The following is a 24,050-nucleotide window of genomic DNA, read 5'->3' as shown; positions in this document are numbered from 1 at the left end:
GCCATGAGCAGACGCTCTAAACGCGCCCTGCTGGCGCTGCTGCTGACGGCCCTGGCCACCCCCCTTGAGGCCAGTGTCGATGCCAGCGCCTATCACGGGTTCTGGCTCTGGTCCGCCACCCGCCACCAGCCGGTACTGGAACAGGCCAGCACCCTCTATCTGCATCAGGGGGAGATCCTGGACAGGCCCGGCGGCCCCCGCTTCGTCAAGCTGGGGCGGGTTCCCTCCCCCCTCAAGGCCGGGCAGGTCTGGCTGGTGGTGCGTGTCAACGCCCTCCCCCTCTCCCCCGCCCACGAGCAGGTGCTGGTGCGCCTCTACGAGGCGTGGCGCGCGGCCGGGGCCAGGGTGGCGGGCATCCAGATCGACTTCGATGCGGCGACCCGCCAGCTCGATCGCTATGGCAACGCCCTGCAACAACTGCGGCGTGCCCTGCCTCCCGGGTGCAAGCTCAGCGTGACGGGGCTGCTCGACTGGGCGAAAACGGGGGACGTGGCAGAGCTCAATCGCCTGCCCGTGGACGAGCTGGTGATCCAGACCTATCAGGGCACGCGCACGGTGCCGGGATATCAGGCCTATCTGCCCGCCATGGCGCACCTGACCATCCCGTTCAAGGTCGGGCTGGTGCAGGATGGGGAGTGGGATCCCGCCTGGCAGACAACACTGGCCGCCTCCCCCCACTACCGGGGCGAGGTGGTCTTCCTGCTCAACCGCCCGGCGCCGATCCCGGGGACCAGCGCCCCTGTTCCCCGGCATGACGCCCACTGAGACGCGGGTGAACCCTATCGGGACACAGGGGCAAGGGCTTGCCCACAGCAAGCAGCAGTTGCAGGCCCTGATCCAGCTGGTTGAAGCCAAACCGGGCGAGATGCCGTGCGAGGAGAACGCCGCCCGGGTGCTGGCCAGCATGGGCATTGCCTCCCCCGAGGGCGCCGCCCGGGCCACCACATCGGTCAAGCCCGCCATCGTGCTGCGCGCTGCGCGCCGTCACAAACAGGAAGAGAAACAAGGATGACGTTTGTCGAGATGAACCCCGCCCACCTGCAGCTGGCCCTGCTGCTGGAGGCCGATCCCGCCGCGTCGCGCATCGCCGCCTACCTGCCCGGGGCCTGGGGCTTTGCCGCCCTGGCGGACAACGAGGTCGTGGGGGCCTGCGTGGCGGGCCTGGTGGGGGAGCAAACCGCCGAGATCTTCAACATCGCCGTTGCCCCCAACCGCCAGCAGCAGGGCATCGGCTCCGGCCTGCTGCGCTTCGTGCTGGAGAACCTGACCGGGAAGGGGATAGGCCGCGTCGAACTCGGTACCGGCAGCTTCGGCCACCAGCTCACCTATTACCAGCGCCACGGCTTTCGCGTCCATGCCGTCGTGAAGGATCACTTCCTCATCCACTATCCCGAGCCCCTGATGGAGCACGGCATCCAGCACAAGGACATGCTGCGCCTCTCCCTCGCACTGGCGCCGGGCACCGCCTCCCTCTGACCCGAGAGGGTGAGCCCCGCTCTCCCCCTGATGACCACCCCCTGTGGTACACTCCGCCATCCCCTGTTTTTGGTAGGCATGCGATGAAATCAGCCCGTCCCCGTCTCTCCCTCTCCGCCCGCCCTGACGCAGGCCGCACGGCCAGCGGGCCCACCACGGTGCGCCCATCCCAACGCCGGGAGGCCCGGCACGCAGGGAGGGTCAACGAGCGCAAACCGGCCCCCGCCCCGGTGGATCGCAAGCTGCTGCTCTTGAACAAGCCCTACATGGTGCTCTGCCAGTTCACCGACGAAGGGGGCCGCGAGACCCTCAAGGATTACATCAAAGAGCCCGGCATCTATGCCGCGGGCAGGCTGGATCGAGACAGCGAAGGGCTCTTGCTGCTCACCAACGACGGCAAGTTGCAGGCACGCCTCACCCAGCCGGGAGAGAAGACCCCCAAGACCTACTGGGTGCAGGTGGAAGGCATCCCGAGCGAGGAGAAACTGGCCGCCCTGCGCGCCGGTGTGGAACTCAACGACGGCATGACCCTGCCCGCCGGGGCGCGCATCATGGATGACCCTGCGGTGTGGCCACGCAACCCGCCCATACGCGAGCGCAGGGAGATCCCCACCTGCTGGCTCGAGATCAAAATAGTGGAGGGGCGCAACCGCCAGGTGCGGCGCATGACCGCCCACATCGGCCACCCCACCTTGCGCCTCATCCGCTACGCCATCGGGGAGTGGACCCTCGATGGGCTGGCGCCGGGAGAGAGCCGCGCCCTGCCCGCTCCCGATCTGGCACCCGCGCCACGACCAGCCGCCACGCAAGGCAAACCACGGGCATCCGCCGCAGCCGGGGGCACTGGCCGCAGCGCCCCCCGCACCGCCCGGCCAACAGATCAGGATCCACCCCAGGGGCGGGAGCGCCGCGGGGCAGACCCGCGCCCCGGCAATCGCAGCGGCGGGCGCACCACCGCCCGCCGTCCGGCTCGCACCAAGCCCTCTGAATGAAGGCGACAGCGGATCTGCATCGAGCGCCCCCGCCGGGGCACAGCCAACAAGACAAGGAGTCCTTATGAGCGATCACCCACCGCTGCCCACCCGCCTCACCGTGGCCGCTCTGGTGCACTGGCAGGGGCGTTTCTTGCTGGTGGAAGAGGAGATTGCGGGCCAGCGCCGCTTCAACCAGCCCGCCGGCCACGTGGAGCCGGGAGAAGATCTCATCCAGGCGGCCTGCCGCGAGCTGAAGGAGGAGACCGGACTCACCGCCGCGCCCACCGGCTGGCTCGGGGTCTACCTCTTCAAACCGGCGGACAGCGAGGCCACCTTTGTGCGCACCGCCGTCATCTTCGACCTTGAAAAGTCGCCCGGTCAGCACCATCCAGAGGATCCCGACGGTGACGTACTGGCCTGTCACTGGCTCAGCCTGGAGGAGATTGCCGAGTGCAAGCCCGCCCTGCGAAGCCCCCTGGTGTGGCAGTGTATCCAGGACTATCTGGCAGGCACCCGCCTGCCGCTGTCGGCACTCAAAGCCTTTATCTAAGCGCCATTGGACGCTCTTTTTGACGCGATGGGGCCGAGACAAGAAAAACGATTTCCCGCCACCGGGCTTCCAAGGGGAACGGCGGCAGGGAGATGTGACCGGGGGCGCAAAACTCTGGTAGAATACGCCCCGTTTAAACGAACTGGTAACTTCGACTAATGACAGACAACAGCCAAATCAAGGTGATCGTCGGCATGTCCGGCGGCGTGGATTCTTCCGTCTCGGCCTACCTGCTCCAGCAGCAGGGCTATCAGGTCGAAGGCTTGTTCATGAAGAACTGGGAAGAAGACGACACGGACGAGTACTGCTCTGCCGCCCAGGATTTGGCTGATGCCAAGGCCGTCTGCGACAAGCTGGGGATGAAACTCCACACCATCAACTTCGCCGCCGAATACTGGGACAACGTGTTCGAGCACTTCCTGGAAGAGTACAAGGCGGGTCGCACCCCGAACCCGGACATCCTGTGCAACAAGGAGATCAAGTTCAAGGCGTTCCTGGAATTCGCCGCCGAAGAGCTGGGGGCCACCTACATCGCCACCGGCCACTATGTGCGCCGTGACGACAGCACCGGCCGCCCGCGCCTGCTGCGCGGCCTCGATACCAACAAGGATCAGAGCTACTTCCTCTATACCCTGAGCGAAGCCCAGGTGGGTCAGAGCCTGTTCCCGGTCGGGGATCTGGAAAAACCCGAGGTGCGCCGCATCGCCGAGCAGCTGGATCTCATCACCGCCAAGAAGAAAGACTCCACCGGCATCTGCTTCATCGGTGAGCGCAAGTTCAAGGACTTCCTGGCCAAGTTCCTGCCCGCCCAGCCCGGCCCCATCGAAACCGTGGACGGCAAGATCATCGGCGAGCATCAGGGGCTGATGTACCACACCCTGGGCCAGCGCAAGGGGCTTGGCATCGGCGGTCGCAAAGATGCCACCGAAGAGGCCTGGTACGTGGTGGACAAAGAGGTGGAGCGCAACACCCTCGTGGTGGCGCAAGGGGAACACCCCCGCCTCTACTCCGACGGCCTGGTCGCGAGCCAGCTGCACTGGGTGGATCGCACCCCCATTCGCGCGCCGCGCCGCTGCACCGTCAAGACCCGTTACCGTCAGGAAGACATCCCCTGCCTGATCCAGCCCATCGACGATGAGACTATCCGGGTCATCTTCGACGAGAAACAGGCTGCGGTGACCCCGGGCCAGTCCGCCGTCTTCTACGACGGGGAAGTGTGTCTGGGCGGCGGCATCATCGAACAACGTTTCAGCCATCCGGTCTAAGGGCTGGGCGCTCACGAGCGTCCGCGCTGTACTCCCTTCTCCCCTCGCGGGAGAAGGGTTGGGGATGAGGGGGTAACCACCCTCACCCTGACCCTCTCCCTGAGGGAGAGGGGACAAAGAAAAACAGTACCAGGCAGCGATGCATGATTGGCAACGTCCAGGCCGGATCATGGCATCGGCCGGTGAAAGAACAGAACAGGGCCGTGAAGATATGAGCGACAAATTCCAAGACAGAACCATGGCCTTCGCAGGCATCTGCCAGGCCGCCTATCTGGTGCAGAAAGTGGCCCGTGACGGCTCCTGCGATGAAGCCTCCCTGCGCGAGAGCCTGCAAAGCATTCTGGTCACCAACCCCACGCAGCCGCTGGAAGTGTTCGGCAGCCACCTGGCCATTCGCGACGGCTATCGCGCCCTGGTGGAACAGCTGGGGGCCGACGGCAGCCAGAAGAATGCCGAGCTCACCCGCTACGTGGTGAGCCTGATCGCGCTGGAGCGCAAGCTCGCCAAGCGCAAGGACATCCTCAACATGCTGGGGGAGCGGATCAGCCAGATCGGCCGCCAGCAACAGCATTTCGATCTGCTCGACGAGCAGATCCTGGCCAACATGGCGAGCATCTACAGCGACCTTATCAGCCCCATCGGGCCGCGCATCCAGGTGGCGGGCACCCCGCTGTTCCTGCAGCAGCCCCTGGTGCAGCACAAGGTGCGCGCCCTGCTGCTCGCAGGCATCCGCGCCGTGGTGCTGTGGCGCCAGCTCGGCGGTAGCCGTACCCAGATCATCTTCGCCCGCAAGAAGATGGTGGAACTGGCCAAACGATTTTAACCCCCACACCAATCATCAGGAGTTCACCCCATGGAGCTGTCCGCGCTGACTGCCGTTTCCCCGATTGACGGTCGTTATGGCGACAAGGCCGATGCCCTGCGCCCTATCTTCTCCGAATTCGGTCTGCTGCGTTTTCGCGTCGAAGTCGAGGTGCGCTGGTTGCAAAAACTGGCCAGCCACGCCGGGATCCCGGAAGTCCCTGCCCTGAGCGAGGCAGCCAATGCCGTGCTTGACGGCATCGTCAGCAACTTCAACGAGCAGGATGCCGCCCGCATCAAACAGATCGAGCGCACCACCAACCATGATGTGAAAGCGGTGGAGTACTTCCTGAAAGAGAAGGTGGAAGTGAACCCGGAGCTGGCCGCCGTCAGCGAATTCATTCACTTCGCCTGCACCTCGGAAGACATCAACAACAACTCCCACGGCCTGATGCTGAAGACCGCCCGGGAAGAGGTGATCAAGCCTTATTGCGAAAAGCTCATCGGTGAGATCAAGCGCCTGGCCGTCGAGTACCGCGACATGCCGCTGCTGTCACGCACCCACGGTCAGCCGGCGACCCCGAGCACCATGGGCAAGGAGATGGCCAACGTCGCCTACCGTCTGGAGCGCCAGCTCAAGCAGATCATGGCGGTGGAGCTGCTGGGCAAGATCAACGGTGCCGTGGGCAACTACAACGCTCACATCAGCGCCTACCCGGATGTGGACTGGCACCAGTTCTCCGAGGAGTTCGTCACCTCCCTGGGCCTGACCTGGAACCCCTACACCACCCAGATCGAGCCCCACGACTACATCGCCGAGCTGTTCGACGCCCTGGCCCGCTTCAACACCATCCTGATCGACTTTGACCGTGACGTCTGGGGTTACATCTCCCTGGGCCACTTCAAGCAGCGCACCATCGCCGGCGAAATCGGCTCCTCCACCATGCCCCACAAGGTCAACCCCATCGACTTCGAGAACTCCGAAGGCAACCTGGGTCTGGCCAACGCCGTGTTCCAGCACCTGGCGAGCAAACTGCCCATCTCCCGCTGGCAGCGTGATCTCACCGACTCGACCGTGCTGCGCAACCTGGGTGTGGCGGTGGGTTACTCCCTGATTGCCTATCAGGCGACCCTGAAGGGTATCTCCAAGCTGGAAGCCAACGCGGACGCCATGGCCGCCGATCTGGACGCCAACTGGGAAGTGCTGGCGGAACCCATCCAGACCGTGATGCGCCGCTACGGCATCGAGAAGCCCTACGAGAAGCTCAAAGAGCTGACCCGTGGTCGCCGCGTCGACGCCGAAGGGATGCGCACCTTCATCGACACCCTAACACTGCCGGAAGCGGTCAAGGTCGAGCTCAAGAAGCTGACCCCGGCCAACTACATCGGCGACGCCCAGCGTCTGGTCGATCTGCTGAAATAAGTGATGTAACCGAACCGGCGGGGGCTCTGTCATGACGGCAGGGCCCCCGTTGATTTTGGCCCATTTGATATGATCACCCTCTATCGGGCCATTTCAGAGCCCTTGCCCAAGCCCGCCTTGGGCAAGCCCTCTCACAAGATACGAGAAGCACCATGTACCAACTCAATCTGGATATCGCTCACTTCCTCGAGCACTACTGGCAGAAGCGCCCGCTCCTCATCAAGGGCGGTTTCACCGACTTTCAGGATCCCATCAGCCCGGACGAGCTGGCGGGTCTGGCCATGGAAGAGGAGATCGAATCGCGCCTGGTCACCCGCTTCAACAACAAGTGGGAGGCGGCCCACGGCCCCTTCGAATCCTACGATCACCTGGGGGAAGAGAACTGGACCGTGCTGGTGCAGGCGTGCAACCACTGGGTACCCGAGGTGCACGAGCTGGCGGTGCCCTTCCAGTTCATCCCGGGCTGGCGCTTTGACGATGTGATGGTGAGCTTCTCCACCCCTCACGGCGGTGTCGGCCCCCACATCGACAACTACGACGTCTTCATCACCCAGGGTCAGGGCAAGCGCCACTGGCGGGTCGGCGATGCCAAGCCCTTGAACGAGTTTGCCGCCCACGCCGCCCTGCTGCACTGCGAGCCGTTCGAGGCGATCATCGACGTCATCATGGAGCCGGGCGACATCCTCTACATCCCGCCCGGATTCCCCCACGAGGGCTACGCCATCGAGCCCTCCCTGAACTTCTCGGTGGGTTTCCGCGCGCCGGACGCCAAGGCCCTTGTCTCCTCCTTTGCCGATCACCTGATCGACAACGAGATCCGCACCGAACGTTACGGCGACCCGGACCTCCAGCCCCGCGCCCGCCACGGGGAAATCCAGCCCCATGAGCTGCACCGCCTGCGGGAGCTGATGCAACAGGCCCTCGACGACGAGACCCTGTTCAAGGAGTGGTTCGGCACCATGATCTCCGAGGCCAAGCACGATCTGGACGTCAATCCGGTGGAGCCGGACTACAGCGCCGACGAGGTGGCCGACCTGCTGAGCCAGGGGGAGCCCGCCATCAAGGTGCCGGGGTTGCGCAGCGTCTGGTTCAGCGGCGAGAGCCGCACCTGCTACATCGACGGCGAAGCCTGGACCCTGCCAAGCGAGGATCCGGCCGCCATCGCACTCCTGTGCGACAAGGACATCATCACCCAGGACGCGCTGGTGGAACTGGCCGATCAGGCGGGCTTCCTGCAACTGCTGACCCGGCTGGTCAACCGCGGCTACTGGTTCTTCGGCTGATCCAGAGGGCTGCCGCCCCTCCCGGCGTGCCGGGAGGGGCGGCGTTTTTTCCGCTGTAGGCCAACCGGCTCCTGCCTTGCGTTGCTTCGCCCTGACGCCGCGGGAGGGAGTGACTACACTGGATGACGGCCAACGGCATCGGGCCGGATCGCCCCCGCAATGGGGCCCTGTTGTTTGTCATTTAACAACATGGGATCGGGCAGGATGCGGGGCCAGAAATGGGAACCAAATGGCCTCAGTTGCGGAAAATCAATTATTTTAGCCCCTAAAATGAGCTGTGAGCGAAAACGTTATCTTTCAAATTGAGGCCGTTTTCGCTCAAAACGTTGTTTCTGGATCATAAAAAGTATCCAAAAACTGGTGTATATTGCACGGCGGAAATTCCTTAACCATGAAGACTGACATGAAAAAGACCAAAATCGTCTGCACCATCGGTCCCAAGACCGAATCCAAAGAAATGCTGGGCAAGATGCTGGATGCCGGCATGAACGTCATGCGCCTGAACTTCTCCCACGGCGACTACGCCGAACACGGTGGTCGCATCAGCAACCTGCGCGCTGTCATGGCCGAAACCGGCAAGCACGCAGCCATCCTGCTGGACACCAAGGGTCCGGAAATCCGCACCATCAAGCTCGAAGGCGGCAACGACGTCTCCCTGGTCGCTGGCCAGACCTTCACCTTCACCACCGACCAGACCGTGGTGGGCAACAAAGACAAAGTCGCCGTCACCTATGCCGGTTTTGCCAGCGACCTGCGCGTCGGCAACCGCATCCTGGTTGACGACGGCCTGATTGGCCTGGACGTCATCGAAATCACCGAGCGCGAAGTGATCTGTAAAGTGCTCAACAACGGTGACCTGGGCGAGAACAAGGGCATCAACCTGCCGGGCGTCTCCATCAAGCTGCCGGCCCTGGCCGAGAAAGACAAGCGCGACCTCATCTTCGGTTGCGAGCAAGGCGTTGATTTCGTTGCCGCCTCCTTCATTCGCAAGAAAGAAGACGTGCTGGAAATCCGTGAGCACCTGAAAGCCCACGGCGGCGAGAACATCCAGATCATCTCCAAGATCGAAAACCAGGAAGGCCTGGACAACTTCGACGAGATCCTGGCTGTCTCCGACGGCATCATGGTTGCCCGTGGCGACATGGGTGTCGAGATCCCGGTAGAAGAAGTGATCTTCGCCCAGAAGATGATCATCGAGAAGTGCAACAAAGCCCGCAAAGTGGTCATCACCGCCACCCAGATGCTGGACTCCATGATCAAGAACCCGCGTCCGACCCGCGCCGAAGCCGGCGACGTGGCCAACGCCATCCTGGACGGTACCGACGCAGTCATGCTGTCCGGTGAGTCCGCCAAGGGCAAGTACCCGCTGGAAGCCGTGACCATCATGGCCACCATCTGCGAGCGTACCGATGCCGTGATGCCGTCCAACCTATCTGCTGCCAACGACAGCAACAAGCTGCGCATCACCGAAGCGGTCTGCAAAGGCGCGGTAGAGACCTCCGAGAAGCTGGACGCCCCGCTGATCGTGGTTGCCACCGAAGGCGGCAAGTCTGCCAAGGCCATCCGCAAGTACTTCCCGAAAGCCTGGATCCTGGCCATCACCACCAACAAGAAGACCGCTGCCCAGCTGGTGCTGACCAAGGGTGTGGTTGCTCACGTGGTTGACTCCATCGCCTCCACCGACGACTTCTATCGCATCGGCAAAGAAGCTGCGCTGGAAATCGGCATGGGCGTGAAGGGTGACGTGGTTGTCATGGTCTCCGGTGCCCTGGTACCGAGCGGTACCACCAACACCGCCTCCGTTCACGTACTGTAATCAGTCCTGAACCGATGAAAGCGGCGCCTGCGGGCGCCGTTTTTTTTTATCTCTCCCCCTGCTGCCCCTCTTGCGCCGGTGCTAGAATCCACGCGGATTTTACCCTGGTGGAAAATCCCCCGAACATCGCATAATCACCCGGACGCTTTATGCTCTCAACACGCTTCAAAAGAGCCTCGGCCACCCTGCTGCCGCTGCTCTGTTTACTCATTACCTTCTGGACCCCGAGCACCCTGGCGCAGGATCTGCCCCAGCGCGCCACCGTGCAGCGGGCGCTCGACGCCCTCGGCAAATCGGACACCCCCACGGCCAGCCAGCAGGCGGACCAGAAGTTCCTGACTGACACCCTCTCCCTCCTCGACAGCATCGACAAGGAGAAGAGCAAGGCCAAAACCCAGAGCGAACGCCTGCGCACCCTGCCGACAGAGCTCAAGGAGATCGGCACCAAGCTCGACGCCCTGACCCAGGGCAAGAGCCCGGAGCAGCTCAAGAGCGAATACGCCACCATGAGCCTGGCGGAGCTCGATGCCCGCCAACCCGAGATCATGGCCAACATGCAGGCGGCCCAGGAGGCCCTTGGCACCATCGGCAGCCAGATCACCAACCTGCAGACCCTGCCGGAGCGGGCCCAGGCCAGCATGAGCCGCGCCTATCAGCGCAGCCAGGAGATCCGCACCCGCCTCAACGCCGGGGACGGGGTGAGCAGCGCCGAGAAAATGAAGCTTAATGCCGAGCTGGCCCTGCTGGATCTGCAACTGGCCAACCTGCAAAAGGAGCTGGACAACCGCACCAGCATGCAGGATCTGGTGGTCAAGCAACGGGACTACCAGAGTGCCCGCCTCGCCAGTGAAGAGCAGAAACTGCAGGCATTGCAGGAGCAGAGCAGCGCCAAGCGCCTGGGCGACACCGAGAAGACCGCCGAAGAGACCGGCGAGCTGGTGGCCGCCGAAGACAACCCCCTGGTGCAAAAAGAGCAGGAGCTCAACTACCAGCTCAGCCAGCAGCTCATCAGCTCCACCAACAGCCTCAACACCCTGGCCCAGAAGAACCTGCAGGCGAAGAGCATGCTGGAGCGCGGCACCCAGACCGAGCGCAACCTCAACGAACAGGTGCAGATGCTCAAGGGCAACCTGCTGCTCTCGCGCATCCTCTATCAGCTCTACCAGCAACTGGAAGCGGCCCCCTCCACCCTAGTGAAGAACCTGGAGGAGCAGATCGCCGACCTGCACCTGGCCCAGTTCGAACTGAGCCAGCAGCGTGACCAGCTGTTCCAGAAGAACCAGTATCTGGACAACCTCATCGCCAGCAGCGGCGAGACGGTGAGCGACGAAGACAGGGCCAGCCTTGCCAAGCTCATCGACACCCGCATCGGCCTGCTGGATCAGCTCAACCGCCAGATGGATGCCCAGCTCACCAACGCCATCAGCCTGCAACTGACCCAGCAGCAGCTGACCCGGGTCTATGCCTCCATCGAGTTCACCCTGCAGCAGCACATCTTCTGGGTGAGCAGCAACAAGCCCATCGATGCCAAGTGGTTCATCACCTGGCCGGCCCAGGCCTTCAAGCAGGCCTCCGACTGGGTGCTGAAACCGGACTGGAGCGGCTGGGGCGACATGCTGCTGGCGGTCTCCCTGCTCTCCCTGCCACTGCTGCTGGTGGGAGGCCTGCTGCTGTGGAAGCGCGGCACCCTGCTCGAGCGCCAGAAGAAGATCGTCAAGGATCTGGGACGTTTTCGTCAGGACAGCCAGTGGCACACCCCCCGTGCCCTGCTGTTCACCGTGCTGCAACGCCTGCCGGGCACCCTCTTCATCCTGGCCGCCGGCCTGCTGCTCGCCTATTGCGGCCTGCTGAGCCCGAAACTCATCTTCCAGATCACCCTGAACCTGGCCCTCGGCTACCTGGTGTTCAGCGTCTACCTGTCGGTGATGCGACCGGGGGGCATCGGCGAGACCCACTTCCGCATGCCGCGGGACGAGCTGCAGGCCAAGCGCAACAGCATGCGCTACCTCTGGCTGCCCCTGCTGCCCCTCATCATGCTGTCGACCAAGGCGGTGGTGGAACCCTCCTCCCTTGGCAACGACGTCATCGGCCAGGGCATGACCATGCTGCTGCTGGGGCTGACCGCCTACCTGGTGCTGCCCATCTCCCGCGCCCGCATCAAGGGCGAGGCGAGCATGTTGCAGACCCTGACCGCCGTCTCCCTGGCGCTGGCGCCGGTGGCCCTGATGGTGCTGGCAGCCCTTGGCTACTACTACACGGCTCTGAAACTCACCGGCAGGCTCATCGAGTCCTTCTACCTCATCATCATCTGGGGTCTGGTCTATCGCACCGCCCTGCGTGGTCTTGAGCTGGCGGCCCGTCGTCTGGCCTATCGCCGCGCGGTCGCCAAGCGGGAACACAAGACCCAGGAGGATGCGGAAGGGGGCGAAGCCATCGAAGAGCAGCCCATGGATCTGGAAGAGGTCAGCCAGCAGTCCCTGCGTCTGACCCGCATCATGCTGCTGCTGGTGTTCGGCGTCGCCTTCTACTGGCTCTGGTCTGATCTGGTGGCGGTCTTCACCTACCTCGACAGCGTGGTGCTGTGGCACAAGAGCGAGGGGACCGGGGCCAACGCCGTGCTCTATCCCATCAGCCTGAGCGACGTGCTGACCGGCCTCTTCGTGTTTGGTGCGGCTCTGTCGCTGGCCCGCAACCTGCCGGGCCTGCTGGAGGTGCTGGTGCTCTCCAAGCTGCGCCTTGCCCAGGGCACGGCCTATGCCTTCACCACCATGCTCAACTACGCCCTGATCGGGGTAGGCAGCCTGACGGCGCTGGCCATGCTCGGGGTCCAGTGGGAGAAGCTGCAGTGGCTGGCCGCCGGTCTCTCGGTCGGTATCGGTTTCGGCATGCAGCAGATCGTCTCCAACTTCATCTCGGGCATCATCATCCTGTTCGAGCGCCCGGTGCGGATCGGCGACACCGTCACCATCGGCACCATCTCGGGCACGGTCAACAAGATCAGGATCCGCTCCACCACCCTCACCGACTTCGACCGCAAGGAGGTGATCATCCCGAACCAGCAGTTGATGATAGAGCGGCTCATCAACTGGTCCCTATCCGACACCGTCACCCGGGTCATCGCCCGGGTCGGGGTGGCCTATGGCTCTGATCTGGATCTGACCCGCAAGCTGTTGATGCAGGCCGCCATGGAGAACAGCCGGGTGCTGAAAGACCCGGCCCCCATCGTCTACTTCCTCACCTTCGGGCCCAGCACCCTGGATCACGAGCTGCGCTTCTTCGTGAGCGAGCTGGGGGATCGCAACCCGGCCATCGACGAGCTGAACCGCCGCATCGACGTGCTGTTCCGCGAGCATGGCATCGAGATCGCGTTCAACCAGATGGACGTCTACATCAAGAACATGCAGGGAGACGAACAGAAGGTGGAATCCCGCCCGGCGCTACCGCCGGCGGGGAACCAGCCCGTCTGATCCCGCCCGCTTCACAGGCCCCGTCACGGGGCCTGTTTTTTTTCTGCCCGCCCCCCGCCTTGGAAAGCGCAGATCGCCCCCAATATAGGGAAGACAACGGACTGTCTGCACGAGGAACCCAATGGACTCGCTCTACGCCGTGGTGCTCTTTGCCATCTCGGCATCGGTCACCCCCGGCCCCAACAACATCATGGTGATGAGCGCCGGCGCCAGCGTCGGGATACGCAAGAGCCTGCCCCTGCTCATGGGGATCTGCGTCGGCTTCACCCTGATGCTGTTGCTGGTGGGGCTGGGCTTTGGCCAGCTCTTTACCCGCTTCCCCGAACTCCACATGTTCATCAAGTGCGCGGGCACCCTCTATCTGCTCTATCTTGCCTGGCTCATCGCCCGCCCGACGGACGGGATGGCTGACAGCAACGGGACCCGCCCGTTCGGCTTTTTCAAGGGTGCCCTGTTCCAGTGGGTCAATGCCAAGGCCTGGGTGGTCGCCACCGGCGCCATCGCCGCCTTCACCAGCGCGGGGAGCGACCCCTTTGAGCAGCACCTCGTCATCGCCCTGACCTTCTTCATCGTCTCTTTCCCCTGTGTCGGACTCTGGCTCCTGTGCGGTTCCCTGCTCAAGCGCTGGCTGGCAAACGATCTTGCCCGTCGCCGCTTCAACCAGGTGATGGCAGCCCTGCTGGTACTGTCAGTGGTGCCCGTCATTCGCGAGATCCTGATCCCCGCCTGAGACGCCGGGACTCCCCTTTCCCTTGACCCGACGGATGGCCGTCGCAAAGGAGATGCAATGCAACAAGTGGTCTATGTGGCCAACCCGGTGAGCGGGTTGATCCATGTGTTTCGCATCGAGGCAGGCACCCTCGCCCCGCTGCAGGAAGTGCAGACCGGCGGCGAGGTGCAGCCCCTGGTCATCAGCCCGGACCGGCGCTGGCTCCATGCGGGGGTGCGCCCCGATTTTCGGGTGCTGAGCTTCCCCATCGCCGCCGATGGGCGGCTCGGGGCCCCGACCTCGGCGCCACTGCTCGGCAGCGCCTCCCACACCTGCACCGATGGGAGCGGCCGCCTTTTCTTTGCCGCCTCCTACGCCTTCAACCACGTCACCGTCTCCCGCCAGGATCAGGCGGGCCGGATGCAGCCCCCTCACCAGCGTCTCGACCACCTGATGGCGGCCCACTCGGTCACCTGGCTCCCGGGGCAAAACGGGGAGCAGGATCTGCTGGTGGCCTGCCTGAAAGAGGACAGGGTGCGCCGCTTTGCCCTGGTGGACGAGAGGCTGGTTCCCCATCCCTTGGGGGACATTCACACCGCCCCCGGCGCCGGGCCCCGCCATCTGGCACTGCACCCGGACAACGGCGATCTCTATTGCCTCAACGAACTCGACGCCACCCTCAATCGCTACCACAGGGAGGCGGACGGACAGATAGTGGCGCGCGAGAGCCTGGACATGCTGCCCCCAGGCTATGAGGGGGAGCGCTGGGGCGCCGACCTGCACCTGACCCCGGATGGACGCTTTCTCTACACCAGCGAACGGGCCAGCAGCCTGCTCACCCTGTTCGGCGTCTCCCCCCAGGATGGCGCCCTCACCCCCCTCGGCCACTTCCCGACCGAGGCCTGTCCCCGGGGCTTTGCCATCGACCACAGCGGCCACTGGCTCATCGCGACCGGGCAGCAATCCCACGAGGTGGCGCTGCATGCCATCGACCCCGAAAGCGGTCTGCTCACCCCGGGCCCACGGAGCGAGGTGGGCAAGGGGGCCATGTGGGTGAGGGTGCTCGCCCTCCCCTGAGATGGCGAAAAACGGGCATAAAAAAAGCCATGGCACTGCCATGGCCTGCGTGAACCGGCCCCCTCAGGAGCCGGTCACCTCCTTCAGGAAACCGGTGAAACGCTGCCAGGACTTGGCATCGGCATCGGCGCGGTAGTTGTCCGAGCCAAAGACGCTGAACGCGTGGGGAGCGCCGCTGTAGCTGGTCGCCTCGTGCTTCACCCCGGCGCTCTCCAGCTCGGCCACCAGCGCCGCAAACTGACCCAGAGAGATCGCCTCGTCGGCGCTGCCGTGCTGGACAAGCAACTCTCCCTTCACCTCTTTGTAGTCCTGCCCGGCCGGGGTCTCCAGCCCGCCGTGTACGCTCACCACCCCCTTGAGATCCGCCCCGCTGCGGGCCAGCTCCAGCACGGCGGCGCCGCCGAAGCAGTAACCGAGGGCCACCGCATTGTCGAGCCGCCCCCCCTGCCTGCCCGCCTCCGCCAATCCTCCTTGCAGCAGGGAGCGCATCCTGGTCCTGTCCTGATAAAGGGCCCCGGTGAGGCGCTTCTTGTCTTCCACCGTGCTCGGCCTGACCCCGGCACCGAACAAATCTACGGCAAAGACACTGTAGCCCAGGGCCACCAGCATCTCGGCCCGCTTGATCTCGTAACCGTTGAGCCCGTCCCAGTCGTGCACCAGCACCACCAGAGGGGCCTGCTTGTCGGTACCCGCCAGGTAATAGCCCTCGAACGGCTTGCCTTCGACCTCGTAGCGCACCGCACCGGCCTCGGCCGCGCCGCTCCCCATCAGCCCCAGCAGGGCCAGGATCCATGCCCTCTTCATCCTTTCGTCCTCTCCCGTCAATGGTGCCCCTGAGTGTAGCCGCTTCACATGGGAGGCCGGGTTCAGTGGTACGCAGGCAAAGAAAGAGAGGCCACCTGAAGGTGGCCTCTTTTTCATCATCTCAACGTACAGCAAGCCAGGCGCTTAATCCTTGGCGCTCTCCATGGCACCCGTTTCGGAGTGCTGGGGCAGGATGAGGTTCAGCAGGATGGCCGCCACCGAGGCCAGCCCCACGCCCGCCAGGGCGAAGTCACCGATCTTCATCTCCAGGGCGCCGACACCCACGGTCAGGGTCACCGCCACGATGGCGATGTTGCGGGACAGCCCCAGATCCACCTTGGACTCCACCAGGGTCTTGAGACCGATGGCGGCGATGGATCCGAACAGCAGCAGCATGATGCCGCCCATCACCGGCATGGGGATGGAGGTGAGCAGGGCGTTGAACTTGCCGAAGAAGGCCAGAATGATGGCGAACACCGCCGCCCAGGTCATGGTGACCGGGTTGAAGTTGCGGGTGATCATCACGGCGCCGGTCACTTCCGCATAGGTGGTGACGGGGGGACCACCGATGAAACCGGCGAAGCAGACGCCGATGCCGTCACCGGCCAGGGTGCGGTGCAGGCCGGGATCCTTGGTGTAGTCCTTGCCGGTCACGCCGCCGATGGCCAGCACGCCGCCGATGTGCTCGATGCAGGGGGCGATGGCCACCGGCAGCATGAAGAGGGCCGCGGCCCAGTTGATCTCCGGGGTCTCGAAGTGGGGCAGCGCCAGCCAGGGGGCGTTGACCATGCCGTCGAAACTCACCTGGCCCATCAGCACAGCAGAGACATAACCGGCGATGACACCGCACAGGATGGGGATGAGCTTGATCCAGCCCTTGCAGAACACGGCGGCAATCAGGGTGACCGCCAGCGAGATCCCCGCCAGAGTCAGCGCCGTGGTGGCAGGCACCACCTGCTCACCGCCGGCACGGCCCATGGCCATGTTGCAGGCTACCTGGGCCACCGACAGGCCGATCACCATGATGACGGGACCGATGACCACGGGGGGCAGCAGCTTGTGCACGAAGCCCATGCCACGAGCGCGGATGATGGCCGCCAGGATGAAATACATGAAGCCCGCGGCAAACAGACCGAACATGGTGGAGGGCAGGCCCCAGGTCTGGGTGGCATAGATGATGGGGGCGATGAAGGCGAAGCTGGAGCCGAGGAAGATCGGCACCTGACGACGGGTGCAGAGCTGGAACAGCAGGGTGCCTACACCGGCGCCAAGCAGGGCCATGGAGGGGTTCAGACCGGTGAGCAGGGGCACCAGCACCATGGCACCGAAGGCGACAAACAGAATTTGCAGCCCGGCGACGCTTTGCTTGACCAAGGAAAACATGGGTATCCTTAATTTTTTGATAACTGACAGGGATATTTGACACTTTTCAGTCATCACACATGTACAGAACCTTAAGCGGCAAGCGAATTAATAATACCGTCTAACGTGTTGTTTTGCTTGGATTTTCTCTGCCTACTCTTTTTGCCGTTTTTGGATAAATACACCATTGCCCACTCCAACTTCTCTGTTATTTCCTGCCACGCACCATGGATGATGCTCGCCAATATCGGCATTAACCAAAGCGCGCTGTTTTTGGCAATCTTCAGCATCGATAACTCCGCGCTGCCAATCAGCGTCAGCGCCAGCCGACGTTTGACCAGCAAGGCCAGCAAACTAGCCCAGATCAAGCCTTCCGCTATCGCTTTTTGTCGTGTCGCGAACGCCTTCAACCGGTTATGTGATTTCAGCTCTTTGAACAACAGTTCGATCTGCCAACGGCAACGATACAATGCCATCACCTTCTCGGCTGGCCATCGCTCACGCGGAAGATTGGTCATCCATATACAGAACCGTTTTTCCTCTGCAAACCAACGTCTTATGAGTCGATATTTATACTTTCCCGAACTCACATCCAGATCCAGAACCTCGGCTCTGCAGCTTCTCCGATCGATATCCTTGAGCTTTTTTCCGAGTAACTTGGGCATTTCCCTGCCGTCCTGTCGGTAAGCTGCCTGTACTTTGGGATTGAGATTTTGACTCCCTCTGACCAGATAGCTTCCTTTGGCTTTGGTCACATCAGCAAAGTACTCGCGGCTGATGTAACCGGCATCCGCCAATAACAGTTTGTTATTTAACGAATTTGCGGCCGGAAGATGCTTGCGCTCCGATTCGGTATCCGCCGTGATACTCATCGATATCGGCGACTGGTCCAGCAAGGACATGGTCATATGACACTCTACCGCAGCGGGGCTGTGCTTATTGAATCGGCCCGGGAAATGTTCTGCCAATTGCGGATGTAACGCGAATGACGACCCGTCCTGCAGCAGTACCTGCTCAAAGCCTGCCAGTCCGTGGGCGTCCGGTAGACACTCCTTGAGGCGTAAGGCGATGGCTCGTTCAACCAGTGCGCGCATGAACAAGGGAAAACCCTGCTTGCGTAACTGGTTGTGAAAGGGTTTATACGCTATTTGGTCAGTATCATGGAGCTGCAACGCATTGAAATGGCGATGCAAACCAGCAATACCATCCACCTTGTCGCAACCAAGCCCTGAGAGCAGAGCCGGGAGTAGTCTCGCAGGCTGGATATCCCGGAGTCGCTGACAAAAACCGGTAAATTTACCGATCCGGTTGAGTTCAGAAGAGCTAAGAAGTTGCTTGAGGTACTGGGTTGCATTGATAATAGTCATGGCTTCGGGCGTGTCGGTTTTTTTTTGCGATTAAATCAGATCACAAACGAAGCCTTTTTTCTATCTATTTCAATTGGTTGTAGCTAAAGATCCTGTACATGAGGGTTATCTCACCCGCTTCATACCTTTTTTCCATCCTGACGGTCGCTACTTTTGCATGTCATAAGAAGCAAATAAGAGACATCAATCACGCAACATATTTAACATCATTAACACCACGAAAACATGGTCGCAATGGGCGCCGAAGAGCACCAAATGAAAATGACGGAAATAAAAATGCCCCGCATGGCGGGGCATTTTTGATAGTAAAAATCGCGATCAGGCGGAGGTATCGAGGGGCTCGAAGCCCTTGACGAGATCGTCGATGGCCTTCATCTGCTTGAGGAAGCCTTCCAGCTTCTCCAGCGGCAGAGCGCTCGGGCCGTCGCAGCGGGCAATTTTCGGATCCGGGTGGGATTCGATAAAGAGACCGGCGAGGCCCACCGCCATGCCGGCACGGGCCAGCTCGGTCACCTGCTCGCGGCGACCGCCGGAGGCCGCTCCCAGGGGATCACGGCACTGCAGGGAGTGGGTGACGTCAAAGATGACCGGATAGCCGCCGGTGCTCTTCTTCATGACGCCCAGGCCCAGCATGTCCACCACCAGGTTGTCATAGCCGAAGTTGGCACCGCGCTCGCAGAGGATCAGGCGATCGTTGCCACACTCCTCGAACTTGTCGGTGATGTTCTTCATCTGGCTTGGGCTCAGGAATTGCGGCTTCTTGATGTTGATGACGTTGCCGGTGCGGGCCATGGCCTCTACCAGATCGGTCTGGCGCGCCAGGAAGGCGGGCAGCTGGATGACGTCGACCACCTCGGCGACCGGTTTGGCCTGATGGGGCTCATGCAGATCGGAGATCACCGGCATGCCGAAGGTCGCTTTCAGCTCCTGGAAGATCTTCATCCCCTCTTCCAGACCCGGGCCGCGATAGGAGTGGATGGAGGAGCGGTTGGCCTTGTCCCAGCTCGCCTTGAACACGAACGGGATGCCGAGCTTGCTGGTCACTTCCACGTACTTCTCGCACACCGCCATCGCCATGTCGCGGGATTCCAGCACGTTCATGCCGCCGAACAGCACGAAAGGTTTGTCGTTGGCGACGTCGATCTGGTTGACCTTGATATTCTTCTGTTCCATCTCAGGGATCCTTAATGGAGGGGCTTGGGACTGAGGTCCAGGGTGGCCAGCTGGGTTTTCAGCACATCGGCCACGGGATCATCAGGGCATTGTTCAATAAAGTATTCGAAATCGTCGGCGGCAAAGCGCGGGCAATCGAGTTGCTCATAGATGAAACCCCGATCCCGCGTCTCCAGCGGATCGCCGGGCTTCATGCGCAGCAGCAGCTCGCTGCAGCGCAGCGCCTCCGTCATGCGCTCCTCGCGCAGCAGGGCGCCCTTGCTGACATTGAGCAAGCGCTCGATGATCTCCCACTGCCCCGATGGCTGCAGATGATCATCGCTCAGACTCGCCAGGTTCCCGAGGGCACCGCGCAGCAGCAGTTCGATGCGGTGCCGGCTCAGTTCATCACCGTTGAAGGGGTCCACATAGACCTCCCCGTCCAGACCGGCAAAACTCAGGAGGAAATGGCCGGGGAAGCAGATCCCCTCCACATCCAGCCCTATCTTGCGACCCAGCTGGATGAGGAGGATGCCGAGACTGACCGGGATCCCCTTGCGCCTTGCCAGCACCTGGTCCAGATCGCAGTTGGCGGACGAGAAGTAATCCTGCCAGTCGCCACGAAAGCCCAGGGTCTGGTAGAAACCCTGCAACAGCTGACGGCGCACCTCGTCGCAGTCTCCCTCGGCAATCGTCTCGTCCAGCCAGGCATCGAGGCGGGCAAGCTCGGCCTCTCCCGTGCCGCCATGGCCCCGGATCTCGTCGCTCACCGACAGCGCCAGCTCGGCCAGATCGTGAGCCTCGAAGTCGGTCCACTCATCCACATGTATCATCGTCATCCTTCCTAGCCGAACAGGCTGGCCTGCTTTTGCACCGCAAGCTTGGCGATAAAGAAGATCCACCCCAGTGCGCCCAGGAAGGCAAACCAGCGGATGCCGTTGCTGCGGGCCAGACGCAGCGCCATCATGGCCAGAAACGCCACCACCAGGATGGACGTCAGCTTCTCGGCCAGCCAGGGAATGGCGTTGTTGAGGGGGTTGAGACCCAGCACCATGCAGAGCAGCACACCGGAGAGCACCACCAGGCCGTTGAGCCAGCCGCTGATCTTGAGGGTGCGGGCGCCCCCTGCCAGCGCGGAGCCGGTCTGCAACCAGTAAAAGCGCAGGATAAACATCAGCACGGCCCCGGCAATCAGGGTGAGGTGCAGATGCTTGAGAACAACATACATAAGATTTCCTTGAACAGGGGCAGACCGGGCCCGCCCGTCATATCACTGAGCCAGGCGCCCCAGGGTCACCCGCTCGTTATCGCCGTAATCGCGCACGGTTTCCACCTGGACGTAGCCTTGTTGCAGCAGGAGTTGACGCACCGCCTCCCCCTGATCCCAGCCGTGTTCCAGCAACAGCCAGCCACCTGGCACCAGATGGGCGGGCGCCTGGGTGACGATGAGGCGGATATCCGCCAGCCCCTGCTCCTCCGCCACCAGGGCGGAGCGCGGCTCGAAGCGCACGTCCCCCTCGTGAAGATGGGGATCCGTCCCGTCGATGTAAGGCGGGTTGGAGACGATCATCGCAAAGCTCGGTGCATCCGAGAGCGGCGCAAACCAGCTGCCGTCGCGCACCTCGATGGGCAACCCCAGGGCGGCGCTGTTGGTGCGGGCCAACGCGGCCGCGGCCGGCATCCTGTCCACCGCCCATACATCGGCATCCGGTCGCTCAGACTTGAGCGCAAGGGCGATGGCACCGGTGCCCGTGCCCAGATCCAGCAGGGCGCAGGGGCCGCCCGGCAGGCGGGCCAGCGCCTGTTCCACCAGCACCTCGGTATCGGGGCGCGGGATCAGGGTGGCCGGGCTCACTTTCAGCGGCAGCGACCAGAACTCCCGCTCACCGATGAGGTGGGCAATGGGCTCACCATTGAGGCGACGGGCAAGCCAGCCCGCCAGGGTCGCCTGCTGGGCGGCATCGAGCTCGTGCTCCGGCCAGGTCATCAGATAGCTGCGCCGGCAATCCAGCAGATGACAGAGCAGGGCATCGGCGTCGGCACGGGGGGATTCCCCAGAGGCCAGGGTCGCCATGATATGGGCACGGGCCTGCTGGATCTGCATCAGTTGCTCTCGGCCAGGGAGGCGAGCTGATCCGCCTGATACTCCTGCACCAGGGGGGTGATCACGCAGTCCAGATCCCCTTCCAGGATGTCGCCCAGACGATACAGGGTGAGGTTGATCCGGTGCTCGGAGAGACGCCCCTGGGGATAGTTGTAGGTGCGGATGCGCTCGGAGCGATCTCCCGATCCCACCAGGTTGCGGCGGGTGCTCTGCTCGGCGGCGCGGTGGCGCTCATCCTCGGCCGCCTGCAGACGGGCGGAAAGCACCGACATCGCCTTGGCGCGGTTCTTGTGCTGGGAGCGCTCGTCTTGGCACTCCACCACCAGCCCGGTGGGCAGGTGGGTGATGCGGATGGCGGAGTCGGTCTTGTTGACGTGCTGGCCGCCGGCACCGGAAGCGCGGAAGGTGTCGATCTTCAGCTCGGAGGGGTTGATCTCCACCTGCTCGGCTTCCGGCACTTCCGGCAGCACGGCCACGGTACAGGCGGAGGTGTGCACCCGGCCCTGGGATTCGGTCTCGGGGACTCGCTGCACCCGGTGGCCGCCGGACTCGAACTTGAGGCGGCCGTAGACGTGCTCGCCGTCCACCTTGGCGATCACCTCCTTGTAGCCGCCGTGTTCGCCGTCATTGCAGCTGACGATGGAGACACGCCACCCCTGACGCTCGGCGTAGCGGGAGTACATGCGGAACAGATCCCCCGCGAAAATGGCCGCCTCGTCGCCACCGGCACCGGCACGGATCTCCAGATAGCAGTTGTTGTCATCCTTGGGGTCGCGCGGCAACAGCATCACCTGAAGCGCCTGCTCCTGCTCCTCGAAGGTCGCCTTGGCGAGCGGCAGTTCCTCCTGCGCCATCTCCCGCAGCTCGGCATCCTCTTCCTCCAGCATCAGCCGGGTGGTGTCGAGGTTCTCTTCGGCCTGGCGGAAACGCTGGAAGGCGTGAACGATATCTTCCAGCTGGGCGTATTCCCGGGTCAGGGCGCGGTATCTGTCCTGATCCGAGGCGACACCGGGCTCCCCGAGCAGGGCCTGTACTTCTTCATGGCGCTCGATGAGGCCTTCCAGCTTTCTGATCAATGAGGGGTTCATGACTCTTGGATTCTCGATGGAGGACGGGACGGCAAAGGGCCGTCCCAACACTATGATTCTTGTGACAATCCCAGCACCTGACGCAGTTGGGCCAGCTTGTGGCTATCCCCCTGAGCGGCGGCCTGGCGCAGGGCCTGGGTCGGTGCGTGGATCAGCTTGTTGGTGAGGCGATGGGCCATGGCCTTGAGCGCCTGCTCGGCATTTTCACCCTGTTGCAGGGCCAGCAAGGCCCGCTGCAACTCTTCGTCGGCGACCTGCTGTGACTGATGGCGATAATCGCGAATGAGATCCACCGAGTGCTGGCTGCGATACCAGCCCATGAACTCGTCGCGCTCTTCCTGCACGATGAGTTCCGCCTCGGCGGCCGCCCGTTTGCGGGTCTCCAGGTTCTGCTCGATGATGCCCTGCAGATCGTCCACCGTGTAGAGATAGGCATCGGAGAGCTCGTCCACCTCGGCTTCGATGTCGCGGGGCACGGCGATGTCCACCAGGAACATGGGCTTGAAACGACGCGCCTTGAGCGCCCGCTCCACCATGCCCTTGCCGATGATGGGCAGGGGGCTTGCCGTGGAGCTGATGACGATGTCCGCCTCGTGCAGGTAGTCCGGGATCTCTTCGAGCGTCATTACCTGGGCACCGAACTCCTCTGCCAGCAACTGGGCCCGTTGCAGGGTCCGGTTCGCCACCATCATCCGGGTCACGCTCTGCTCGCGCAGGTGGCGGGCCACCAGTTCGATGGTTTCGCCGGCGCCCACCAGCAGCACCTTGGTCTGGGAGAGATCGGAGAAGATACGGCGGGCCAGGCTCACGGCGGCGAAGGCCACCGACACCGCGCTGGCGCCGATCTCGGTGTCAGTGCGCACCCGTTTGGCCACCGAGAAGGATTTCTGGAACAGGCGCTCCAGGGATCCTTTCACCGCATCCGCCTGCTGGGCGTGGGCGTAGGATTGCTTGATCTGCCCCAGGATCTGCGGCTCCCCGAGCACCAGGGAGTCGAGGCCGCAGGCCACCCGCATCAGGTGGCGCACAGCTTCCTCGTCCTGATGCCGGTAGATGGCGGAGAGCACCTCGCTCGCCTCCAGCGCGTGGAACCGCTGCAACCAGTTCAGCACCTGCTCCCCCTGCCCCTGCTCCAGACTGCAATAGAGCTCGGTGCGGTTGCAGGTGGAGACAATCACCGCCTCGCTGACGCCAGGCTGCTCCACCAGCTCACGCAGGGCGCGATCGATGCGGTCCGGGCCAAAGGCGACCCGCTCCCGCAAGGCGACACTGGCGGTGTTGTGGTTGATTCCGAGGGCAAGCAGACTCATGGGTGGGTGATGATCGTTTCAT

The 24,050-nt window shown here is 63.0% G+C and carries 22 protein-coding genes; 13 read left to right on the top strand and 9 right to left on the bottom strand.

All coding sequences use genetic code 11. The features are described 5' to 3' along the window. Nucleotides 1-3 precede the first annotated feature (3 nt). The 13 genes from H7R73_RS07405 (at nucleotide 4) to pgl (ending at nucleotide 14,841) form a co-directional block, all read left to right on the top strand. Nucleotides 4-765, top strand: a complete 762-nt coding sequence (locus H7R73_RS07405; RefSeq protein ID WP_103260493.1) for a DUF3142 domain-containing protein — start codon at nucleotides 4-6, stop codon at nucleotides 763-765. 7 nt (nucleotides 766-772) lie between these two features. Further along, complete coding sequence (locus H7R73_RS07400; protein ID WP_232092751.1) at nucleotides 773-1,012, top strand: hypothetical protein; 240 nt, start codon at nucleotides 773-775, stop codon at nucleotides 1,010-1,012. Beyond that, the gene (locus H7R73_RS07395; RefSeq protein WP_103260494.1) at nucleotides 1,009-1,476 is read left to right on the top strand and encodes a GNAT family N-acetyltransferase; all 468 of its coding nucleotides are present in this window, start codon (nucleotides 1,009-1,011) and stop codon (nucleotides 1,474-1,476) included. The genes H7R73_RS07400 and H7R73_RS07395 overlap by 4 nt, the downstream gene beginning before the upstream one ends. An 83-nt stretch (nucleotides 1,477-1,559) precedes the next feature. Further along, nucleotides 1,560-2,468, top strand: coding sequence for a pseudouridine synthase (locus H7R73_RS07390; RefSeq protein WP_103260495.1), 909 nt, complete (start codon nucleotides 1,560-1,562; stop codon nucleotides 2,466-2,468). A 64-nt stretch (nucleotides 2,469-2,532) separates the two neighbouring features. Continuing rightward, nucleotides 2,533-3,000, top strand: a complete 468-nt coding sequence (locus tag H7R73_RS07385) for an NUDIX hydrolase (protein ID WP_039039255.1) — start codon at nucleotides 2,533-2,535, stop codon at nucleotides 2,998-3,000. 158 nt (nucleotides 3,001-3,158) lie between these two features. Next, entirely contained in the window at nucleotides 3,159-4,265 is a 1,107-nt protein-coding gene (mnmA, locus tag H7R73_RS07380; RefSeq protein ID WP_010673619.1) for a tRNA 2-thiouridine(34) synthase MnmA, read from the top strand. Nucleotides 4,266-4,476: 211 nt separating this feature from the next. Next, nucleotides 4,477-5,088 (top strand): high frequency lysogenization protein HflD, encoded by a 612-nt coding sequence (hflD, locus tag H7R73_RS07375; RefSeq protein WP_010673618.1) that lies wholly within the window; start codon nucleotides 4,477-4,479, stop codon nucleotides 5,086-5,088. Nucleotides 5,089-5,118: 30 nt separating this feature from the next. Continuing rightward, on the top strand, nucleotides 5,119-6,489 hold the full coding sequence (purB, locus tag H7R73_RS07370; protein ID WP_103260496.1) for an adenylosuccinate lyase: 1,371 nt from the start codon (nucleotides 5,119-5,121) through the stop codon (nucleotides 6,487-6,489). A gap of 152 nt (nucleotides 6,490-6,641) precedes the next feature. Further along, nucleotides 6,642-7,772: a ribosomal protein uL16 3-hydroxylase gene (locus tag H7R73_RS07365; protein WP_103260497.1), complete on the top strand. Its 1,131-nt coding sequence runs from the start codon at nucleotides 6,642-6,644 to the stop codon at nucleotides 7,770-7,772. 403 nt (nucleotides 7,773-8,175) lie between these two features. Then, entirely contained in the window at nucleotides 8,176-9,588 is a 1,413-nt protein-coding gene (gene pykF / locus H7R73_RS07360) for a pyruvate kinase PykF (RefSeq protein ID WP_010673615.1), read from the top strand. Nucleotides 9,589-9,737: 149 nt separating this feature from the next. After that, nucleotides 9,738-13,055 (top strand): mechanosensitive channel MscK, encoded by a 3,318-nt coding sequence (mscK, locus tag H7R73_RS07355; RefSeq protein ID WP_103260498.1) that lies wholly within the window; start codon nucleotides 9,738-9,740, stop codon nucleotides 13,053-13,055. A gap of 121 nt (nucleotides 13,056-13,176) precedes the next feature. Next, nucleotides 13,177-13,785: a LysE family translocator gene (locus tag H7R73_RS07350; protein WP_010673613.1), complete on the top strand. Its 609-nt coding sequence runs from the start codon at nucleotides 13,177-13,179 to the stop codon at nucleotides 13,783-13,785. Between the two features lie 57 nt (nucleotides 13,786-13,842). Next, nucleotides 13,843-14,841 (top strand): 6-phosphogluconolactonase, encoded by a 999-nt coding sequence (gene pgl, locus H7R73_RS07345; RefSeq protein WP_103260499.1) that lies wholly within the window; start codon nucleotides 13,843-13,845, stop codon nucleotides 14,839-14,841. Between the two features lie 63 nt (nucleotides 14,842-14,904). Here the strand turns inward: pgl and H7R73_RS07340 are convergent, their stop codons facing one another. From H7R73_RS07340 to hemA, 9 genes are all read right to left on the bottom strand, one after another. Then, nucleotides 14,905-15,645 carry a dienelactone hydrolase family protein gene (locus H7R73_RS07340; protein ID WP_103260500.1) on the bottom strand — a complete coding sequence of 247 codons (741 nt, stop codon included), beginning with the start codon at nucleotides 15,643-15,645 and terminating at the stop codon, nucleotides 14,905-14,907. 144 nt (nucleotides 15,646-15,789) lie between these two features. Next, nucleotides 15,790-17,028, bottom strand: a complete 1,239-nt coding sequence (locus H7R73_RS07335; RefSeq protein ID WP_041213272.1) for a uracil-xanthine permease family protein — start codon at nucleotides 17,026-17,028, stop codon at nucleotides 15,790-15,792. A 71-nt stretch (nucleotides 17,029-17,099) separates the two neighbouring features. Next, nucleotides 17,100-18,374 carry an IS4-like element ISApu2 family transposase gene (locus tag H7R73_RS07330; protein WP_011191341.1) on the bottom strand — a complete coding sequence of 425 codons (1,275 nt, stop codon included), beginning with the start codon at nucleotides 18,372-18,374 and terminating at the stop codon, nucleotides 17,100-17,102. A gap of 318 nt (nucleotides 18,375-18,692) precedes the next feature. Further along, nucleotides 18,693-19,547: a 3-deoxy-8-phosphooctulonate synthase gene (gene kdsA, locus H7R73_RS07325; protein WP_039039605.1), complete on the bottom strand. Its 855-nt coding sequence runs from the start codon at nucleotides 19,545-19,547 to the stop codon at nucleotides 18,693-18,695. An 11-nt stretch (nucleotides 19,548-19,558) separates the two neighbouring features. Further along, a complete protein-coding gene (locus H7R73_RS07320) occupies nucleotides 19,559-20,359 on the bottom strand; it encodes a SirB1 family protein (RefSeq protein WP_103259730.1) in 801 nt (266 codons plus the stop codon). 11 nt (nucleotides 20,360-20,370) lie between these two features. Next, nucleotides 20,371-20,754 (bottom strand): SirB2 family protein, encoded by a 384-nt coding sequence (locus H7R73_RS07315; RefSeq protein ID WP_039039603.1) that lies wholly within the window; start codon nucleotides 20,752-20,754, stop codon nucleotides 20,371-20,373. 42 nt (nucleotides 20,755-20,796) lie between these two features. Next, the gene (gene prmC, locus H7R73_RS07310; RefSeq protein ID WP_103259729.1) at nucleotides 20,797-21,630 is read right to left on the bottom strand and encodes a peptide chain release factor N(5)-glutamine methyltransferase; all 834 of its coding nucleotides are present in this window, start codon (nucleotides 21,628-21,630) and stop codon (nucleotides 20,797-20,799) included. After that, entirely contained in the window at nucleotides 21,630-22,718 is a 1,089-nt protein-coding gene (gene prfA / locus H7R73_RS07305; RefSeq protein ID WP_039039601.1) for a peptide chain release factor 1, read from the bottom strand. Before prfA ends, prmC begins: the two co-directional genes overlap by 1 nt. Nucleotides 22,719-22,768: 50 nt before the next feature. Then, nucleotides 22,769-24,028, bottom strand: coding sequence for a glutamyl-tRNA reductase (gene hemA, locus H7R73_RS07300; RefSeq protein ID WP_041212583.1), 1,260 nt, complete (start codon nucleotides 24,026-24,028; stop codon nucleotides 22,769-22,771). Nucleotides 24,029-24,050: the final 22 nt, after the last annotated feature.

Source organism: Aeromonas sp. WP2-W18-CRE-05, assembly GCF_014168615.1.
GTDB classification, from domain to species: Bacteria; Pseudomonadota; Gammaproteobacteria; order Enterobacterales; family Aeromonadaceae; genus Aeromonas; species Aeromonas caviae.
This window is presented reverse-complemented; position numbering and strand designations above follow the sequence as displayed.

Bases quoted from the DNA above. Each gene is read 5' to 3' on its own strand.
- H7R73_RS07405 (WP_103260493.1), top strand. From the start codon at position 4: ATGAGCAGACGCTCTAAACGCGCCCTGCTGGCGCTGCTGCTGACGGCC.
- H7R73_RS07395 (WP_103260494.1), top strand. From the start codon at position 1,009: ATGACGTTTGTCGAGATGAACCCCGCCCACCTGCAGCTGGCCCTGCTG.
- H7R73_RS07390 (WP_103260495.1), top strand. From the start codon at position 1,560: ATGAAATCAGCCCGTCCCCGTCTCTCCCTCTCCGCCCGCCCTGACGCA.
- H7R73_RS07385 (WP_039039255.1), top strand. From the start codon at position 2,533: ATGAGCGATCACCCACCGCTGCCCACCCGCCTCACCGTGGCCGCTCTG.
- mnmA (WP_010673619.1), top strand. From the start codon at position 3,159: ATGACAGACAACAGCCAAATCAAGGTGATCGTCGGCATGTCCGGCGGC.
- hflD (WP_010673618.1), top strand. From the start codon at position 4,477: ATGAGCGACAAATTCCAAGACAGAACCATGGCCTTCGCAGGCATCTGC.
- purB (WP_103260496.1), top strand. From the start codon at position 5,119: ATGGAGCTGTCCGCGCTGACTGCCGTTTCCCCGATTGACGGTCGTTAT.
- H7R73_RS07365 (WP_103260497.1), top strand. From the start codon at position 6,642: ATGTACCAACTCAATCTGGATATCGCTCACTTCCTCGAGCACTACTGG.
- pykF (WP_010673615.1), top strand. From the start codon at position 8,176: ATGAAAAAGACCAAAATCGTCTGCACCATCGGTCCCAAGACCGAATCC.
- mscK (WP_103260498.1), top strand. From the start codon at position 9,738: ATGCTCTCAACACGCTTCAAAAGAGCCTCGGCCACCCTGCTGCCGCTG.
- H7R73_RS07350 (WP_010673613.1), top strand. From the start codon at position 13,177: ATGGACTCGCTCTACGCCGTGGTGCTCTTTGCCATCTCGGCATCGGTC.
- pgl (WP_103260499.1), top strand. From the start codon at position 13,843: ATGCAACAAGTGGTCTATGTGGCCAACCCGGTGAGCGGGTTGATCCAT.
- H7R73_RS07340 (WP_103260500.1), bottom strand. From the start codon at position 15,645: ATGAAGAGGGCATGGATCCTGGCCCTGCTGGGGCTGATGGGGAGCGGC.
- H7R73_RS07335 (WP_041213272.1), bottom strand. From the start codon at position 17,028: ATGTTTTCCTTGGTCAAGCAAAGCGTCGCCGGGCTGCAAATTCTGTTT.
- H7R73_RS07330 (WP_011191341.1), bottom strand. From the start codon at position 18,374: ATGACTATTATCAATGCAACCCAGTACCTCAAGCAACTTCTTAGCTCT.
- kdsA (WP_039039605.1), bottom strand. From the start codon at position 19,547: ATGGAACAGAAGAATATCAAGGTCAACCAGATCGACGTCGCCAACGAC.
- H7R73_RS07320 (WP_103259730.1), bottom strand. From the start codon at position 20,359: ATGATACATGTGGATGAGTGGACCGACTTCGAGGCTCACGATCTGGCC.
- H7R73_RS07315 (WP_039039603.1), bottom strand. From the start codon at position 20,754: ATGTATGTTGTTCTCAAGCATCTGCACCTCACCCTGATTGCCGGGGCC.
- prmC (WP_103259729.1), bottom strand. From the start codon at position 21,630: ATGCAGATCCAGCAGGCCCGTGCCCATATCATGGCGACCCTGGCCTCT.
- prfA (WP_039039601.1), bottom strand. From the start codon at position 22,718: ATGAACCCCTCATTGATCAGAAAGCTGGAAGGCCTCATCGAGCGCCAT.
- hemA (WP_041212583.1), bottom strand. From the start codon at position 24,028: ATGAGTCTGCTTGCCCTCGGAATCAACCACAACACCGCCAGTGTCGCC.